This window comes from Paenibacillus sp. 2TAB19 (genome assembly GCF_052115185.1).
GTDB lineage: Bacteria > Bacillota > Bacilli > Paenibacillales > Paenibacillaceae > Pristimantibacillus.
Genome location: NZ_JBFRGE010000071.1, coordinates 1 through 18,159, shown reverse-complemented (window position 1 = coordinate 18,159; position 18,159 = coordinate 1). Strand labels below are relative to the sequence as shown.

Below are 18,159 nucleotides of genomic sequence, written 5' to 3'. Positions count from 1 at the left end.
ATTGCAACCGATAGCAGCTTGTTGTTTTTTTAGAAAATGATCTAATTATGGCGTATAAAAATCTTGGGTATAATAGATGTTATAGGTACTGTTAGAGTTGCCGAAGCCGACACCTGTGCCGAGCTTCTCCAGCTTGCTGTTCAGCAACGTCTCTCGGTGACCGGAATCGGAATTCATCCAGCCGTAGTGGGCGTAAATGCTGTTGTTATAACCTGCCGCTATATTTTCCGATGCCAGCATATAGCGGACGCCATTTGCTTTCATGCGGTCGAATGGCGATTTGCCGCTAAGGTTCGWATGGGCGAAGAAATCTCTACTCCCCATATCGACACTGTGCGAGCGGGCTGAAGCGGCGGCCAGCTTGTCCCATGTCAATAGGGAGATACCCCGCTTCGCTCGTTCGGCGTTCGTGAGGTCAAAGCTTTGCTGCTCGAGCGCGGCTTGGAGCGCCTCGGAAGGTTTGGAGAAATTAGCGTTCATGTTTGCGGAGTCAACAAGCAGCATTCCGCTTATTTTATTTCCGTCCTTGCGGTCAATGAAAAGGGTTGTATGAACACCTTCTGAAATGTATTCATAATAGTCGTCATGAGCGGCAGCTTGCTCAACAGTTCCAGTTTTCGTCTTCGCTTCGGTGATCGTTATACCCGGCACAATGCCAGTCTTAGCTTGCCACACCGACTTAGAACCCGAGAATAGTGCTACAACGTTGTTGTTCTGCATACCGATCATAAGATATTGTTTGTAGCTTTTGTCGGTATTGTAAATATGCCATGCAAAGTTGTATCCGCTTGCTTCTTTTCTAGCGGGGTTGCCTAGCAATTGCGTGACCTTTTGGGCGTTATCGCCGATCGCTATGCCGCCTAGCGAGTAGCCGATCTGCGCAATTTTGGTGCTGGATAAAGAAGCGCTGTGCTCCTTAAGCTTGTAAAAGAAAGTCAGTGCTTCTGCTCGCGTAAGCAAGCCGTTCCCTTCGAAGCCGGCGACGGTAGCGGAAGTTCGCCCGTTGGAGATGCCTTCCTCCAATATCCATGCGACGGCGCTTGTTTCCGTAAAGGCTTTGCCTTCGACGGCCGTGGCGATGAGCAAGGCGGCTTGTCCGCGCCGAAAGGAATCGTTCGATGTGACATAAGTAACAGGCCAGCCTAGATTGCCTGCATAGTCATAATAAGGCGTATACCAGGCCTCTGACGATTGCGTTTGCGTCGGAAGCCCGTACGACCTCAGAAGCATCGATAGAAATTCGGGCTCGCTGATGGGCCTGTTCGGCTTGAACGAGCCGTCCGTATAACCCGATGCCAAATGCTCGTCTACCGCCCAGCTGATATAGGGTTGGGCCCAGTGACCGTTCGTATCGACGAACGGAACGCTTTCAGCAAAGGCAGGTTCCCCGGGAGCGTAGGCAGCGATCGAACTTGCGACGATCATGGCGACGCCCGCTTTGAGGAACGGTTTGGATTTCCATAATTGTTGGAGCATTTTGCACCTCGTTTCTGTCGTATTTTGTCAATATATTATACGTACAAGTATACATGATTGTGACCGTCGGAAAAACAAGTTGATATATTTTTTTAGGTATGATAAAATTTTTAATGTTGTTCGTATATCGGGCGGTCCGCTAGCAGTGATGAACCGATTCAATGGAATCCGGCGAGCTTCTATGAACGTCTATGGTGGAAGGAGTGAAATTTTAAATGAATATCGTACAAGCAATTACACAAGAGCAATTGCGCAAAGATCTTCCAAACTTTCGTCCAGGCGACACTTTGAAAGTACATGTTAAAGTTATCGAGGGTACTCGTGAGCGTATTCAGTTGTTCGAAGGCGTTGTTATCAAACGTCGCGGTGGCGGAATTAGCGAAACTTTTACAGTGCGCAAAATTTCTTACGGTGTAGGCGTGGAAAGAACTTTCCCGCTGCACTCGCCAAAACTCGAAAAAATCGAAGTGGCTCGCCGTGGTAAAGTACGTCGTGCGAAACTGTACTACCTTCGCAGTCTGCGCGGTAAAGCTGCCAGAATTAAAGAGATTCGTTAAGATGAACAAACAAGGGGGGCTTGCGCAAACAAGCTCCTCTTCGTTTTTTTGCAGCTATACTTACTTAACAACGCTTAAGGAAAGAGGGCGGGACAGATGGACTTACAGAAGAACAATGGTGTTTCAGAGAATGATGACAGCAATGAAATGAAGCATACAGCTGGTGAGGATGGGCAGAACCCGCTCCCGGGGCGTGCTGTTACATATGGAACAGGATCGGTTAAGAAGGGCGGCGCTTATAAGGAAATCGTGGAATGGATTAAAGCGCTCGTCATTGCGGTAGTGCTTGTGTTTATTATACGGCAATTTTTGTTCTCGCCTTTTATTGTCGATGGTCCCTCGATGGAGCCTAATTTCGAGACGGGCGAGCGGCTAATTGTTAATAAAATATTGTATTCGATTCGTGAGCCTAAGTTTGGTGAGGTCGTTGTGTTCGACGTGCCTGATCAGCACCGCAAGTTCATTAAACGCGTAATCGGCGTCCCGGGCGATGTCATTCGCCTTGAAGGTGACGATCTATATATTAATGATAAAAAAATCGAAGAGCCGTATATTAAGGAAGCGATCGAAGAAGCTCATGCAAGAGGCGAATTGTATAATGAGCCTGGTATTAATACCGACTTCCCGAATAGCCAAGTAACAGAAGCGACGGTACCAGAGAACACGATCTTTGCGCTAGGCGACAATCGCAGCAACAGTACGGACAGCCGGTTTATCGGCTTCGTAAGAGACGAAGAGATCGTAGGCCGTGCGGATATTATTTTCTGGCCGCTGAACAAGCTTGAGTTTATTAAACATTGGACGAAGTAACAGAAGTTTGATTGAGGTTTGAGGTGAAGGAATGACGATTCAATGGTTTCCCGGTCATATGACGCGGGCCAAGAGACAGATACAGGACAAGCTCAAATTAATCGACATCGCAATCGAGCTTCTCGATGCGCGTGTGCCGATCTCCAGTCGTAATCCGATGATCGACGATATTCTGAACAATAAGCCGCGTCTTATCGTGCTTAACAAGTCAGATCTTGCAGATCCGAAAGCAACGGAAAGCTGGATGCAATATTTTGCCAATGAAGGTCATGAATGCGTAGCGGTCGATTCGTCGACAGGCACAAGAATTGGCGACATTCCCGTGAAGGCGAAGCAAATTCTTCATGAGAAGATTGCCCGCCAAATCGCGAAAGGCATGAACCCGCGCGCGATTAGAGCGCTCATCGTCGGCATTCCGAATGTCGGCAAGTCGACACTCATTAATCGTCTCGCTGGCCGCAATATTGCGATAACGGGCGATCGCCCAGGCGTGACGAAGGGGCAGCAATGGATTCGCGTTGGCGGCGATATTGAGCTGCTCGATACGCCGGGCATTTTGTGGCCGAAGTTCGAGGATGAGCTCGTTGGCTATCGACTTGCGATGACAGGAGCAATTAAAGAGCAAATATTGAACGTTGATGATATTGCGTTTTTCGCCGTTCGGGAGCTGGTTGACCGTTATTGGCCGACGATTAGCGAACGTTACGGACTGGACACGCCACCGAAGGATATTCAGGATTCGGATGAAATCGTACGAGTCATGGAAGACATTGGACGTCGCAGAGGCTGCTTGATTGGTGGCGGGCGAGTAGACTTGGAGAAAACGTCGGGCATTATTTTGCGCGATCTGCGAGCTGGAAAGCTTGGCCGGATTACGCTTGAAGCGCCGTATGATGATATGCCTGGAAGAAACGACTAGCCGGGGCTAGGGGGAAACAATATGATGCTGCAGTTTGAACGAGCTTTATGGAGCGACGGATACAAGACCATTGCAGGTGTGGACGAGGTGGGGCGAGGCTGCTTATTCGGCGATGTAGTCGCCGGCGCAGTTATTTTGCCTCCCGGTCTCATCATTGACGGTGTTGACGATTCTAAGAAGCTTTCTGAGAAGAAGCGCGATATGCTGTATGACATTATTTTGCGGCAATCTGTCGCTTGGTCCGTTGCGCGCGTCGATGCGGAGACGATCGATCGAATCAATATTAAGCAAGCGGCAAGGCTGGCCATGAAGCTGGCGGTGGAATCGCTTGAGATGCCGGCTGATTATTTGCTAATCGATGCGGAGAAGGTGGACGTGCCGCTTCCGCAGCAATCGATTATTAAAGGCGATGCGACTAGCCAGTCCATTGCGGCAGCGTCTATCGTCGCAAAAGTAACGCGTGACAGACTTTGCCAGAGTGAGTGGGAGGAAGCTTATCCGGAATACGGAATTGCCATTCATAAAGGTTATGCAACGAAGCTTCACCGGGAGAGACTGCTTGAGTATGGCGCGAGTCCGCTCCATCGTCGAACGTTTCTCGGCAAGCTCTTTGCAGAGCAGCAGCAACTGCTTGTATAACGCGACCATTGTACATACGAACGCCTGTCTTCTTGTTCTTGGCAACTGCTGCCACTACAAGCGGCAGGCGTTTTTGATTGGAAAACCTACACGGAAGAAGCTTGCCAGCCGATATATAGGGTACATGTGTTGCGAACGAGAAGATCGTAAGCCGTAAAGAGAATGYAAGGGAGGCGGATGCATAGATGAACATCGGCCAGATGATGAGAACCTATCTGGGGGAAGCCGCCGGCAATGATACGCGGGCGCTGGAGCTTAAGACAGGCCAAACGGTTCGCGGCGTGGTCCTGCAAGTCATGGAGAATAACGAAGCGCTCGTACAAATAAACGGCGTGCAAGTTCGCGCTAAGTTAGAAATTCCGCTACAGCAGGGGCAGACGGCATTGATGCAAGTTCAGCCGCAATCCTCTGGCGCGCTTATTGTGCTCAAGCAGGTAGAACCAAGCGCGCTCGGCATGCCGGATGAGAATTTCAAGGAATGGGCAAAAGCTTTAGGGCTGCCGGAGACGAAATGGGCGCTGGCGCTCATTAAGGATCTTCGCCGGGAAGGTCTAGTGCTCACGAAGGAAGTGGCGCAAGCTTTCCAGCAGGCTGCTGCAGCAATGCCGGAGGGCGGCGATATTGAGCAGTGGATGAATGCAGCCGCCGCGGCGCATAAGCGCGGCCTGCCGATGACGGGAGCCGTCGTAGCGTCGTTACAGCAGGTCATGTTCRGGCAGGATGCGCATGAGTTGCTGGATACGCTCCAGAAGCAGCTCTCAGCGATGACGATGACGCAAACGTTGCAAGGGCAGGATGGAGAGGCAACTGCTGAAGCGAAGACGCTGCCGCCAGCAGCAGCGCGCGTAGCTGCGCTGTTGGCTGAAGGAGCGGAGTTGTTGCGGGGCGCGATTGATGGCACTGCGACTGCCGATAGCGAGCCTGAAGCTGGCGCTGCTGGAGCGAAGGCGGCTACGCCTTCGTTATCGTTAGCTGGCAAGCCAGATGGGCTTGCGCAAACGGCAACAACGGCAACAAYGGCAACAACGGCAACAACGGCAACAACGGCAGCGGGAACGGCATCTGCAACGGGAAGCGCGGTGGATGCGGCGGCTGTTCAAGGCGAGGGAGCAGACGAGGTTGGAAGCGGACAGGCTGAAAGCCGCCAAACAGCATCTGCTGGAGGCAAAGGCTCGCAGAATTGGATCGGCCAAATGATGAAATGGCTTGGAGTCGATCATGAGCTTCAGCTCGCCAAGGCTACGGCTGCGCCTGATGCTGCCGCAGCTCGTGCGGCTGCAACATCTCAGCCAGTCGAGGAGCAGTCGCAAGCTGCGGTTGGTGCAAGCGTTAGTGAGAGTGCTGGCGAGGGAGATTCAGAGTCGACTGCTCGTGCAGTGGCCACGAGTACTAGAGGATTTGAAGCAGAGCGTGGTAATAGCAGCGGCTTAGCGAAACCTCAGTTGCCGGAGATTGAGCAAGAAAACAGTGGACATGCTCGAGTCAATCAAGGCGCTGTGGAAGAGCAGCAGGCGAAGCCGGCTGCCGCGGAAACACGACTTGCAGGAGGCATGGAACGTACAGCCGGTTTATTACAGCAAGCAAACGCTCTCGGTCTGGATGCACCGAAACCGGACATTCAGCTTCAAGCGCAGCCGGCTCAGCAAACTCCAAGCGCGCAGCATGAATCGCTAAAGAGCGCGCTGCTCTCGCTCATCTCGGATAGTGACACGCCGCCAGCAATCAAGGAGACGGCGCAGCAGCTCGTTTCCCAAATTACGGGGCAGCAACTGCTGCTGACACCGGAGCGCAACAGCTCCATTCTTACGCATGTCACGATGTTTATTCCGCTGAACGGGCAAGACGGCAATCAGACCGCGTCGGTTCATATTCAGACCCGCCGCGGACGCAAAGGCGAACTCGATGCTGCCAATTGCCGATTGTTATTCAATTTGTCGATGAACAATCTTGGCGATACGTTGGTTGACGTGAATGTAGTGGACAAGATCGTCAGTCTGAATTTGTGGAACGATCACCCTGCTATTGGAGCGCTAGCGGAAGCTTCGCGCATGGAAGTGGCAGAACGACTGCAGGAGACCGGCTACCAACTGCTGTCGCTTCGTACAACGCCGTTGCCTAAGCCGGGAGCGGAGACCGAACAGAAGCAGGATCAGGGCGCTKAGAAGGCGAAGAAGCCGCTGACGCCGCCTGATCTGTCGCAGTTCTCGCAGGCGAGGTACAAAGGAGTCGATTTCAAAATATGACCGGAGATCAGCAAGGCAACCGTTCATCGGTTCCCTCCCGCAAGGCGGTAGCGCTAAAGTATGAGCCAGGCGAGCGGAATGCTCCTGTAATGATAGCCAAGGGCAAGGGACATATTGCCGATCAGATATTGGAGAAGGCGAAGGAGAATGGTATCCCGATTCAAGAGGATGCTTCGCTGGTAGAGGTGCTCTCTAAGTTGGATGTCGATCAAGAAATACCGGCCGAGCTGTACACGCTCGTCGCTGAAATATTAAGTTTCGTCTATCGCTCGGATCGCAAAGCGAGGGATTGGAATGACGCAAAATAGACTGCAGCTTGGAAAGCTAGGCGAGGATGCCGCTTGCAGCCTGCTTGAAGCAGCAGGCTATCGAATTATCGAGCGTAACTGGCGCTGCCGCATCGGCGAGATCGATACGATTGCCGAGCATGAAGGCAGGACGGTATTCGTTGAGGTACGTACAAGAAGGTCGGGAGCAAGCCGCTTCGGTACGGCCTCTGAATCGGTCGATATTCGCAAGCAAATGAAGGTCAGATCGACAGCTCTCGTCTATATGCGGAACGCAGGCTTGCTGGACAGTCCAGTACGTTTCGATGTCATTGCCGTAGCAATTAGTAGCGACGGGAGCGTCGCGGAGTGCAAGCATATTGAAGGTGCATTCTGATAAATGCGTCGGAGAGGGTTGTCCGCGTAGTAATCGCACACTTTGGTCCATATCAACAGAAAGCAAAGACTCGCAACCATAGGCTGCGAGTCTTTTAACTAAACAAAATTGAAAGTAATTCAGAGAAATTGCGACTGATTGATTTATTATCAGCCATTTCAACTTGCATAACGTGTATGATCATACGTTTTGCCTGTATTTCATACCGTTTAATTGGTCTAAATCGCCTGTTAAGCGACGCTTGAGTGGAAATCATACAGTCAAAATCGGCATTTTAGCCTTCAACTGCCAACCTCCGACCATTTGCCTGCACAAAATCCAATCAAACTCTATTATCGTCTCGTTCTTAGCCTTTTGATTGTACAAAATCCATTCAAAATAGCGACTTTATGCAGTCGTTACAAAAATCTTATCAAGTGTAAGCAGTTATTTGCAACTGCTACACCGTATCCAATCTCCGATATTGAATTGCTTCGGCGACATGCTCCGCCTCGACCTCTTCGCTCCCCTCCACATCAGCGATTGTACGCGCGAGCTTAAGGAGCCGGTCATAGGCCCTCATGCTGATACCGAACAGCTGGAAAGCGTGGTCGAGCAGCGATAAAGCTGCTGGCTTAAGCAAGGCATGCTTGCGAAGCGCAGAGCTGGTCAGCTCACTGTTCCACACGGTCCCAATTGAGCGTGTGCGCTGCTGTTGGCGCACCCTCGCTTCCTGAACAATCCGTCGCATATCTGCTGAAGTTAAGCCCAGCTCAGCTCCTTTTCCTTGTTCCATCATGATAGGCCTAGGCACTTCAAGCTGCAGATCGATACGGTCAAGAAGCGGGCCGGATAGCTTGGAACGGTAGCGGCTAATCGCCGTCGAATTGCATGTGCAGCGTTTCTCGCCATATTCATGGCCATAATAGCCGCAAGGGCAAGGGTTGAAGGAGGCGGCTAGCATGAGATTGGCGGGAAACTGGAAAACGGCCTTCGATCTTGCGATCGTGACGACCCGATCTTCTAAAGGCTGCCTCATCATCTCAAGCACCTGCCGCGGAAATTCAGGCAATTCATCGAGGAATAAGACACCGCGATGGGCTAACGTAATTTCCCCCGGCTTCGGAATGGAGCCGCCGCCAATTAGACCGCCAGAAGAAATCGTATGATGCGGAGCTCTGAATGGTGGACGCGTAATTAACCCCTGAGGCGCATCAGACAGCTTGCCGGCTACGCTGTATATCTTCGTTACCTCAAGCGCTTCTTGCTCGCTCAGYGGCGGTAATATGCCGGGCAAACGACGGATCATCATTGTCTTGCCCGTTCCCGGCGGTCCGCTTAGCAAAATATTGTGTTTGCCGGCGGCTGCGATTAGCATTGCCCGCTTCGCTTGATGCTGACCGATAACGTCGCTAAAGTCGAAAGCATCATCTTCATCCGATAGAGCAGTTGCAAGGCCTGCCTTGCCGCGAGTGCCTGCATTCTTAGCCGATGGGTCGAACCGCAGCCGATTCCAATCCTGTTCGCCGCTCGCCTTCTCGCCCTGCAATTGCTTGAGATGCGTGAGGGCGAACAGTTCCATGCCGGATATCCATGCCGCTTCGGCAGCGTTGGCGAGGGGAAGGACGATTCTCGTAATACCGCTGCTCTTTGCCTGCTCGATCATCGCAAGCACTCCTGATACGGGCTTGACGCCTCCATTAAGAGATAGCTCGCCGATGAGAAGGGTACGCTCGAACGGTTGAGCTCCGATCTGCGCGCTGGCCGTTAATATGCCAACTGCGATCGCAAGATCGAACGCGGTGCCTTCCTTGCGAAGATCAGCTGGCGCTAAATTTACCGTTATGCGATCCATTGGAAAGCTGAAGCCGCTGTTCTTAATCGCAGCCCGAACACGTTCCACTGATTCGCGAACAGCGGGGTCGGGCAGCCCGACTACATTGACCTGAGGCAAGCCGCTCGATATGTCGACTTCAACCGAAATGCTTCTGCCGTCAACTCCGTAAACGCTTGCGCTTTGTACCAAACTGAACATAAAAAACAGCACCTCCAAGTATTGAATGAAGGTGCTTCCTAACCATTCCGTTTCCATTTTTTAGATTATGGCACTATCATAGATCATGCCTTTCCTTACTGTCAATCCTATAACATTTGTCGCGTAATAAATGAGGTTTAAGGTTATACTATTTGGCGTAGTTTGCCTGGCTCCTGCGGTTTAATCTCAAAAAGAGATTAAACCCATATCAAAAAAGCCGTATTAATTATGCGTGAAAATAAGGTAACAAGCATGGAAAGGTGCTACAATAATAAAGGTTTGTGTACATATGACTGATTTCAGTCTGTGAAATGGAGGATTTCAACAATGAATATCCATGAGTATCAAGGGAAAGCGGTCCTTAAACAGTATGGTGTAGTCGTACCTGAAGGTAAAGTTGCCTTCACGGTTGATGAAGCTGTAGAAGCGGCCAAAGAGCTCGGAACTTCCGTAGTTGTCGTGAAAGCACAAATTCATGCTGGCGGACGCGGTAAAGCGGGCGGCGTTAAAGTAGCAAAAAACTTGGATGAAGTGCGTGCATACGCTAGCGAAATTCTTGGCAAAGTGCTCGTAACGCATCAAACTGGCCCAGAGGGCAAAGAAGTCAAACGTCTTCTCATCGAGCAAGGCTGCGACATTAAGAAAGAATATTATATCGGCGTCGTTCTCGACCGTGGTACAGGCCGCGTCGTTATAATGGCTTCGGAAGAAGGCGGCACGGAAATCGAAGAAGTTGCCGAGCATTCCCCGGAGAAAATTTTCAAAGAGGTTGTCGATCCGGCTGTTGGCCTTCAGGCATTCCAAGCGCGCAAGCTGGCATATGCAATCAATATTCCAGGCGAGCTGGTTAATAAAGCAGTTAAGTTCATGATCTCTCTTTACACGGCATTCGTTGAGAAGGACGCTTCCATCGCGGAGATCAACCCTCTTGTTGTTACTGGCGACGGACAAGTTATCGCCCTTGACGCGAAGCTGAACTTCGATTCCAACGCGCTGTATCGCCACAAAGACATCGTAGCGCTTCGCGACCTCGAAGAGGAAGATGCGAAAGAAATCGAAGCTTCCAAATACGATCTCAGCTACATCGCCCTAGACGGCAACATCGGCTGCTTGGTTAACGGCGCAGGCCTTGCAATGGCAACGATGGATATTATCAAATACTTCGGCGGCGACCCGGCCAACTTCCTCGACGTAGGGGGCGGTGCAACAGCGGAGAAGGTTACCGAAGCTTTCAAAATTATTTTGTCCGACGAAAAAGTAAAAGGGATCTTCGTTAACATTTTCGGCGGCATTATGCGTTGCGACGTTATTGCTAACGGCGTTGTCGAAGCGGCTAAACAAGTTGGTCTTGATAAACCGCTCGTCGTTCGTCTGGAAGGTACAAACGTAGACCTCGGAAAAGCTATTTTGAAACAATCGGGATTKAACATTGTCGCTGCTGACTCCATGTCGGACGGCGCTCAAAAAATCGTCGCTCTCGTGAAATAAATAGCTTGACTTGCGGCATGCCCGCATACGAATTCATTCAGGGGATGTGAGTTAAGAGTGAGCATTTTGGTCAATAAAGACACAAAAGTCATTACTCAAGGTATTACAGGCGCAACCGGCTTATTCCATGCAAAAGGCGCTTTAGAATACGGTACGCAAATGGTTGGCGGCGTTACTCCGGGCAAGGGCGGCACGAACGTTGACATCACGCTTGACAACGGAAATGTTGTATCGCTTCCGGTATTCAACACGGTTGCTCAAGCTGTCAAAGCTACGGGCGCTAACGCTTCGGTTATCTATGTACCGCCGGCATTCGCTGCTGACGCAATCATGGAAGCCGTAGACGCTGAGCTTGACCTTGTCATCTGTATTACAGAAGGCATTCCGGTACTTGATATGGTTAAAGTAAAACGTTATATGGACGGCAGCAAAACGGTTCTTATCGGACCGAACTGCCCAGGCGTTATTACACCAGGCGAGTGCAAAATCGGTATTATGCCGGGTTACATCCATACAAAAGGCCACGTTGGCGTCATTTCCCGTTCGGGTACGTTGACGTACGAAGCGGTTCACCAGCTTACAACTCGCGGTATCGGTCAATCGTCCGCGGTTGGTATTGGCGGCGACCCTGTTAAAGGATCCGAGTTCATCGACATCCTTAACCGCTTCAATGAAGACCCTGACACTTATGCGGTAATCATGATCGGCGAGATCGGCGGTACAGCAGAGGAAGAAGCTGCTGAGTGGATCAAAGCGAACATGAAGAAACCGGTAGTCGGCTTCATCGGCGGCGCAACAGCGCCTCCGGGCAAACGCATGGGCCATGCAGGCGCTATCATTTCCGGCGGCAAAGGTACTGCAGCAGAGAAGATCGCTACGCTTGAAGCATGCGGCATCAAAGTTGCTCCGACACCTACGGATATGGGCTCCACGCTCGTAAGCGTGCTGAAAGAGCAAGGCTTGCTTGAGAAATGCACGACTCACCAAGCACAAATCTAATACGCAAGAACTGAAGGTAAGCAACCTTTCGACGACCCGTTAACGGGAGTTGGAGGGTTGCTTTTTTTTGTTCATTTTCATTTGGTTTTTCAAAATTTAATCGGCCGACTTGCATTCTTTATCCATGTAACGCACAATAGATAAGAATGTATGCCGCCCGGATCTAGGAGAGGGATGGGCGTATGAATAGCAATAATGAACTGAAAAGAAGCATGGTTGTCGCATTCTATGAAATACCTGGCATTGGCTGGCATTCCATTACGAAGGCGCTTGAGCATCAATTATGGCTTACGCCAATATGGACATTTGAGCTGTTGACCGGCATTGGTCTGAAGAAAGATCAGGCACAATCGGTCATGAACCGGTTCGCTGCGGGGAGATGGGATCTCGCTGACAAGTCGGCTCCAGCTGCCGAAAGAGCAGGGGCGGTTACGTTAACGCCGTTCGATAAGAACTATCCATATCGTTTAAGACAGATCGATCAGCCTCCTTGGGTGCTGTACGCGAAAGGCAATATCGAACTGCTTCACGCGCCAAGCGTTGCTATTGTCGGTACGAGAGTGCCAACCGCCTATGGCAGACATAGTGCGAGAGAACTGTCGAAGGAGCTCTCCGATCTTGGTCTAACCATTGTTAGCGGACTTGCCAAAGGGATCGATAGCGTTGCGCATGAAGCGGCGCTAGACGGTACTGGCGGAACGATAGCAGTGTTGCCAACGCCGATTGATACCTGTTATCCTTCGGAAAATGCTTCATTATTTCGTGACATAGCCGAGAAAGGCTTACTCTTATCCGAGACGCCGATTGGCACGAAGCTTCATCCGGGACAATTTCCCCAGCGCAATCGAATCATTGCCGGATTATCGGTTGGTACGGTTGTTGTGGAGGGAGCCAAACGAAGCGGGTCGCTCATAACGGCGCAATATGCGCTCGACATGTCGAGAGAGCTGTTCGCCATACCGGGACAAATCTCTTCGCCAAAGAGCGATGGCCCCAACGAACTTATCAAGAAAGGCACAGCTAAGCTTATCTCTTGCGCAAATGATATTATTGAAGAGCTTAAGTGGTTGCCAGCCGCTATCGAGAATAGGTTCAAAAGCAAGACAACTGCTGGGAGTGCCAGTGAAGACTCGGCCTTAAGTTTAACAACAGAAGAGCGGCAAATCGTCCGTTTTTTGCAAGATCAGCCATTGTCCATTAATGAATTACACGAGCTGTCCGCCATTCCGTTTGGACATTTGAACGCACTTCTGATAAATTTATGTATAAAACGGAAAATCGAGCTTCAGCCCGGATCCATATATATCGCATTGTAACTAGCAGTAGAGAGAGGAGGCACCTCGCATGGCAGATTCATTAGTTATCGTCGAATCACCGGCCAAAGCCAAAACGATAGGCAAATATTTAGGCAGCAAATATATCGTTAAAGCATCGATGGGTCACATTCGCGATTTGCCTAAAAGTCAGATCGGCGTAGAGGTAGAGAACGATTTTAATCCCAAATACATAACCATTCGCGGCAAGGGAAGCGTGCTCAAGGAATTGAAGGACGCCAGCAAAAAAGTAAAACATGTTTTTCTGGCGGCTGACCCGGATCGCGAAGGCGAGGCGATTGCGTGGCATTTGGCACACTACTTGGAGCTTGACGAAACAGACACTTGCCGTGTCGTATTTAATGAAATAACGAAGCAAGCCGTGAAGGACGCGTTCAAGACGCCACGGAAGATCAATATGGATTTGGTGAACGCGCAGCAAGCTAGACGAATACTAGACCGGCTTGTAGGTTATAAGATTAGCCCTCTTCTATGGAAGAAAGTGAAAAAGGGTCTGTCCGCCGGACGCGTACAATCCGTTGCGGTTAAGCTCATTATCGATCGCGACAATGAGATCGACGCTTTCGTGCCCGAGGAATATTGGTCCATTACCGCTAAGCTGACCCATTCCGGCATCCCGTTCGACGCCAAATATTATTCGGTGAACGGGGAGAAGAAGGAATTAGGCAAGGAAGCGGACGTGCAAGAAGTGCTGAGCGCTATGAAAGGCGAGAAGTTCAGCGTCTCCGATGTAAGAGAGAAAGAACGACTTCGTAATCCGGCTCCGCCGTTCATTACGAGCTCCTTGCAGCAGGAGGCGGCCAGAAAGCTTGGTTTCCGCGCTTCCAAGACGATGTCGGTTGCTCAACAGCTTTATGAAGGCGTAGAGCTTGGCAAGGAAGGTACAGTCGGTTTAATCACTTATATGAGAACGGACTCGACTCGTATCTCACCGGTTGCACAAGAGGAAGCGAAGGAGTACATCACGACGAAGTACGGTCCGGCGTTTGCTCCTGAACAGCCGCGCGTCTATACGAAGAAGAACAGCAATGCACAAGATGCGCATGAAGCGATTCGTCCGACATCCGTGCTCCGTGACCCGGAGTCGGTTAAGGCATTCACGAGCCGCGATCAGTTCCGTCTATATAAGCTCGTATGGGAGCGCTTCGTATCCAGTCAAATGTCTTCTGCTATCCTTGATACGATGACCGTGGATATGCAAGCTGGCAGCACTGTGTTCCGTGCGGTCGGTTCGAAAGTGAAGTTCGCGGGTTTCATGAAGGTGTATGTCGAAGGTAATGATGACGGCACCGTGGAAGAGCATAAGTTTTTGCCGCCCCTTGCAACGGGTGATGTGATTGCTGCCGAGACGATTGAACCGAAGCAGCATTTCACCCAGCCCCCGCCGCGTTATACGGAGGCACGGCTCGTTCGAACGCTTGAGGAACTCGGCATAGGGCGTCCAAGTACGTATGCGCCGACATTGGAGACGATTCAGAAGCGCGGTTATGTGGCGATGGAAGAGAAGAAGTTCATGCCGACCGAGCTAGGCGATCTTGTTATCCAACTAATGGAGGAGTTCTTCCCCGAAATTCTTGACGCCGAGTTTACCGCCAACATGGAAGGAAACCTTGACCATGTGGAGGAAGGCACGGAAGATTGGGTGAAGGTGCTCGCAACGTTCTACGAATCTTTCGAGAAACGTCTTGAGGTTGCAGAGGACKAGATGAAGGAAATCGAAATTCAGGATGAGGTTTCCGACGAGCTGTGCGAGAAGTGCGGCAGGCATTTGGTGTACAAAATGGGCCGCTTCGGCAAGTTCCTGGCATGCTCAGGATTTCCTGATTGCCGCAACACGAAGCCGATCGTCAAGGATATTGGCGTACCTTGTCCGAAATGCGGCGACGGAAAGATTATCGAGCGGCGCAGCAAGAAAGGCCGTATCTTCTATGGATGCGATCAATACCCAGGCTGCGATTATGTGTCATGGGATAAGCCGACTACAAAACCTTGCCCGAATTGCAATAGCATGCTGCTTGAAAAACGTAATCGGAGCGGTGTTAAACTGAATTGTCCAACATGCGACTATTCGGAAGAAGTGCCGGATGAAGAGGATAACGAGGAAATTGTAGATTAGCGCTTGCTTGTATGTGAAATGAACAAACAGCCATCGTGTGTGGCACAGCGTCCTCCCTTACTAGGGAGGACACCGTTGTTATATGGCCTCTTCGTTCCATTTTTTAACATCCGACGCATGCTCGCAACAAGCCCTCCCTGCAAAGGGGAGGGTTTGACCGTCCATAGACGGTCAGCTTGAAGCTGTAGGTTCCATAGTGAACGGAGCAAGCAGCGAAAATAACTGGAATTTCTCCCGTTAAAGTCTCTCCGTTGTCGATTGAGCCAAATATAACGGGAAAAACTCCCGTTATTGTTGGCTATTATCAGCAACCTGCTCATTTCTCTACTAAATAAATGGAGGAATTCCATTTATTTCAATAAAATCGCTCTAAACTCGCATATTAACAGGACAAATTCCAGTTAATGGCGAGCGCATAGGTTGTGAGGAATGGTTGCCAATGAATCATTGGTAAGTGTTTGGTGCTAATGTAACCGACTCAACTTATGTCCGAATATTCGATCAATAATCCAACCTTGCACAGCATGCACTCAAAACTAACCAAGTTTTGCCCAGTATAAGCGTGTCCCGTAGGGACAAAGCGTTCGAAGCACTAAATAAACTCAAAAACACATCTGGTACTCCATCGTTACTGTTGCACGAAACCAGGTAACTAAACGCCTCCCAAAAAAAAGAGTGTCCGGAAGGACACAAGCGATCCAAGCACAGTGTGAACTCGCGTGCGTCTCTTTAACTAAATCGTTAGTCATGCGGTGTCCAGAGGGTGCAACCCTATGGGGCCCTCCCTTGGAAGGGAGGGTTTGGGTGGGTTCGAAAATGTTTTGCAATCAAAAAACTGAAAGGATTGACCTAAATTGTCATTGTCACAACCACAAACCGTAACCGTCATCGGAGCAGGCTTAGCTGGAAGCGAGGCTGCATGGCAGATCGCATCGCAAGGCGTGCCCGTGATTTTATATGAAATGCGTCCGGTTAGGCAAACGCCGGCACATCATACGAACCAATTCGCAGAGCTTGTCTGCAGCAATAGCTTGCGTGCGAATGGTCTCACGAACGCCGTAGGCGTATTGAAGGAAGAGATGCGTCAGCTTAACTCGCTTATTATGAGCTGCGCTGATCAGCATGCCGTACCTGCTGGCGGAGCGCTCGCCGTCGACCGTGACGGATTCTCTGGAGAGGTAACGAGCAGGCTTCGCGAGCATCCTCTTATCGAGGTGCGCAACGAAGAAGTAACCGAAATTCCGAAGGACGGTATCGTCGTCATTGCAACAGGCCCGTTAACGGCGCCTGGCTTGTCGGCTCAAATTCAAGAACTGCTTGGCGAGGAATACTTCTACTTCTATGATGCGGCTGCGCCAATAATCGAAAAAGACTCAATCGATATGAACAAAGTGTATCTGGCATCCCGTTATGATAAAGGCGAAGCAGCTTACCTCAACTGTCCGATGACCGAAGAGGAATTCGAAATTTTCCACGAAGCGCTTACGACAGCCGAGACTGCTGAGCTTAAGGAATTCGAGAAAGAGGTTTATTTCGAAGGCTGTATGCCAATCGAAGTTATGGCGAGTCGAGGCAAGCAAACGGTGCTCTTCGGGCCGATGAAGCCTGTCGGTCTTGTTAACCCGCATACCGGCAAGCTGCCGCATGCGGTTATTCAACTGCGCCAAGATAACGCTGCCGGAACGCTCTACAATCTAGTAGGCTTCCAAACCCATTTGAAATGGGGCGAGCAGAAGCGTGTATTTTCACTCATTCCAGGACTGGAAAATGCCGAGTTCGTCCGTTTCGGGGTCATGCACCGCAATACGTTCATTAACTCGCCGCGTCTGCTTAAGCCGACTTATCAGCTTAACACGCGTGAGAATCTGTTCTTTGCCGGCCAAATGACCGGGGTAGAGKGTTATGTGGAGTCAGCCGCTTCAGGCCTTATAGCGGGGATTAACGCCGCTAGAGTCGCTCAAGGTCAGGAGCCGATCGTATTGCCAGAGCAAACGACGCTGGGCAGTATGGCGAAATATATTACGACCGCCGATTTCAAGCATTTTCAACCGATGAATGCGAATTTCGGGCTGTTCCCGCCGTTAGAAACGAGAATTCGCAGCAAAAAAGAGAAAAACGAAGCGATCGCAAATCGTGCACTGGAAGGTATTGAGCAATTTAAACGGGAACATTTGCAATAAAATTTCGTAGGAAAGCATAGCAAGGTCTACTCAAGGCGGCGTTTGTATAGGATTTCATCATATAGGCGCTTAACTTTGGAAGAAAGACAACTGCTGCTCAAGTAGGAGCTTATCTTGCTTGAGTCATACCATAGAGGAGGCAAAGCAATGGAAATGCAATTTCACGCGACGACGATTTGCGCAGTCAGACATAATGGAAAGGGCGCAATTGCCGGAGACGGGCAAGTCACGTTCGGCAATAGCATGGTGATGAAGAACACCGCCAAAAAAGTAAGACGACTCTATCGCGGACAAGTCATATCTGGTTTTGCAGGATCGGTTGCCGATGCCATTACTCTATTCGAGAAATTCGAAGGCAAGCTTGAAGAACATCATGGCAATCTGCAACGTTCTGCCGTGGAGCTGGCTAAGGACTGGAGATCGGATCGCGTGCTCCGAAAGCTGGAGGCGATGATGCTCGTCATGGACGAAAGCGGTCTGTTGCTGATCTCTGGAAATGGTGAAATCATTGAACCGGATGACGGTATTCTGGCGATTGGTTCAGGCGGAACTTATGCGCTGTCTGCCGCTCGGGCGTTAACTCGCTATTCATCTCAAATGGAGGCGAAGGAAATTGCTCGCGCTTCCCTGCAAATCRCTGCCGAAATTTGTGTCTATACGAACAATAATATTATCGTTGAAGAAATCGGATAATCAATTAGGTCTTAAGAACTATCAGCTT

The 18,159-nt window shown here is 50.4% G+C and carries 15 protein-coding genes; 13 read left to right on the top strand and 2 right to left on the bottom strand.

Annotation, left to right across the window (positions count from 1 at the left end):
• Positions 1 to 45: 45 nt before the first annotated feature.
• Positions 46 to 1,476, bottom strand: a complete 1,431-nt coding sequence (locus AB4Z33_RS24240) for a CAP-associated domain-containing protein (protein ID WP_442052354.1) — start codon at positions 1,474 to 1,476, stop codon at positions 46 to 48.
• Positions 1,477 to 1,691: 215 nt separating this feature from the next.
• On the opposite strand from AB4Z33_RS24240, the gene rplS reads away from it, so the two are divergent.
• From rplS to AB4Z33_RS24205, 7 genes are all read left to right on the top strand, one after another.
• A complete protein-coding gene (gene rplS, locus AB4Z33_RS24235) occupies positions 1,692 to 2,033 on the top strand; it encodes a 50S ribosomal protein L19 (protein WP_307204005.1) in 342 nt (113 codons plus the stop codon).
• Between the two features lie 96 nt (positions 2,034 to 2,129).
• Positions 2,130 to 2,843, top strand: a complete 714-nt coding sequence (gene lepB / locus AB4Z33_RS24230) for a signal peptidase I (protein WP_442052353.1) — start codon at positions 2,130 to 2,132, stop codon at positions 2,841 to 2,843.
• Positions 2,844 to 2,874: 31 nt separating this feature from the next.
• Complete coding sequence (ylqF, locus tag AB4Z33_RS24225; RefSeq protein ID WP_442052352.1) at positions 2,875 to 3,762, top strand: ribosome biogenesis GTPase YlqF; 888 nt, start codon at positions 2,875 to 2,877, stop codon at positions 3,760 to 3,762.
• Between the two features lie 24 nt (positions 3,763 to 3,786).
• On the top strand, positions 3,787 to 4,401 hold the full coding sequence (locus tag AB4Z33_RS24220) for a ribonuclease HII (RefSeq protein WP_442052365.1): 615 nt from the start codon (positions 3,787 to 3,789) through the stop codon (positions 4,399 to 4,401).
• Between the two features lie 185 nt (positions 4,402 to 4,586).
• The gene (locus AB4Z33_RS24215; protein ID WP_442052351.1) at positions 4,587 to 6,644 is read left to right on the top strand and encodes a hypothetical protein; all 2,058 of its coding nucleotides are present in this window, start codon (positions 4,587 to 4,589) and stop codon (positions 6,642 to 6,644) included.
• Positions 6,641 to 6,952, top strand: a complete 312-nt coding sequence (locus AB4Z33_RS24210; protein ID WP_337098830.1) for an EscU/YscU/HrcU family type III secretion system export apparatus switch protein — start codon at positions 6,641 to 6,643, stop codon at positions 6,950 to 6,952. Before AB4Z33_RS24215 ends, AB4Z33_RS24210 begins: the two co-directional genes overlap by 4 nt.
• Positions 6,939 to 7,307: a YraN family protein gene (locus AB4Z33_RS24205; RefSeq protein WP_442052350.1), complete on the top strand. Its 369-nt coding sequence runs from the start codon at positions 6,939 to 6,941 to the stop codon at positions 7,305 to 7,307. The genes AB4Z33_RS24210 and AB4Z33_RS24205 overlap by 14 nt, the downstream gene beginning before the upstream one ends.
• 439 nt (positions 7,308 to 7,746) lie before the next feature.
• Here the strand turns inward: AB4Z33_RS24205 and AB4Z33_RS24200 are convergent, their stop codons facing one another.
• Complete coding sequence (locus AB4Z33_RS24200; RefSeq protein WP_442052349.1) at positions 7,747 to 9,321, bottom strand: YifB family Mg chelatase-like AAA ATPase; 1,575 nt, start codon at positions 9,319 to 9,321, stop codon at positions 7,747 to 7,749.
• 327 nt (positions 9,322 to 9,648) lie between these two features.
• Here AB4Z33_RS24200 and sucC point away from each other — a divergent pair, with 327 nt between their 5' ends.
• From sucC to hslV, 6 genes are all read left to right on the top strand, one after another.
• Positions 9,649 to 10,809: an ADP-forming succinate--CoA ligase subunit beta gene (sucC, locus tag AB4Z33_RS24195; protein WP_442052348.1), complete on the top strand. Its 1,161-nt coding sequence runs from the start codon at positions 9,649 to 9,651 to the stop codon at positions 10,807 to 10,809.
• Between the two features lie 57 nt (positions 10,810 to 10,866).
• The gene (gene sucD / locus AB4Z33_RS24190; protein ID WP_442052347.1) at positions 10,867 to 11,808 is read left to right on the top strand and encodes a succinate--CoA ligase subunit alpha; all 942 of its coding nucleotides are present in this window, start codon (positions 10,867 to 10,869) and stop codon (positions 11,806 to 11,808) included.
• Between the two features lie 182 nt (positions 11,809 to 11,990).
• On the top strand, positions 11,991 to 13,124 hold the full coding sequence (dprA, locus tag AB4Z33_RS24185) for a DNA-processing protein DprA (RefSeq protein ID WP_442052346.1): 1,134 nt from the start codon (positions 11,991 to 11,993) through the stop codon (positions 13,122 to 13,124).
• Positions 13,125 to 13,152: 28 nt separating this feature from the next.
• Positions 13,153 to 15,258 (top strand): type I DNA topoisomerase, encoded by a 2,106-nt coding sequence (topA, locus tag AB4Z33_RS24180; RefSeq protein ID WP_442052345.1) that lies wholly within the window; start codon positions 13,153 to 13,155, stop codon positions 15,256 to 15,258.
• Between the two features lie 860 nt (positions 15,259 to 16,118).
• On the top strand, positions 16,119 to 17,438 hold the full coding sequence (trmFO, locus tag AB4Z33_RS24175; protein WP_442052344.1) for an FADH(2)-oxidizing methylenetetrahydrofolate--tRNA-(uracil(54)-C(5))-methyltransferase TrmFO: 1,320 nt from the start codon (positions 16,119 to 16,121) through the stop codon (positions 17,436 to 17,438).
• Positions 17,439 to 17,585: 147 nt separating this feature from the next.
• Positions 17,586 to 18,131 (top strand): ATP-dependent protease subunit HslV, encoded by a 546-nt coding sequence (hslV, locus tag AB4Z33_RS24170; protein WP_442052343.1) that lies wholly within the window; start codon positions 17,586 to 17,588, stop codon positions 18,129 to 18,131.
• The last annotated feature ends 28 nt before the right edge of the window (positions 18,132 to 18,159 follow it).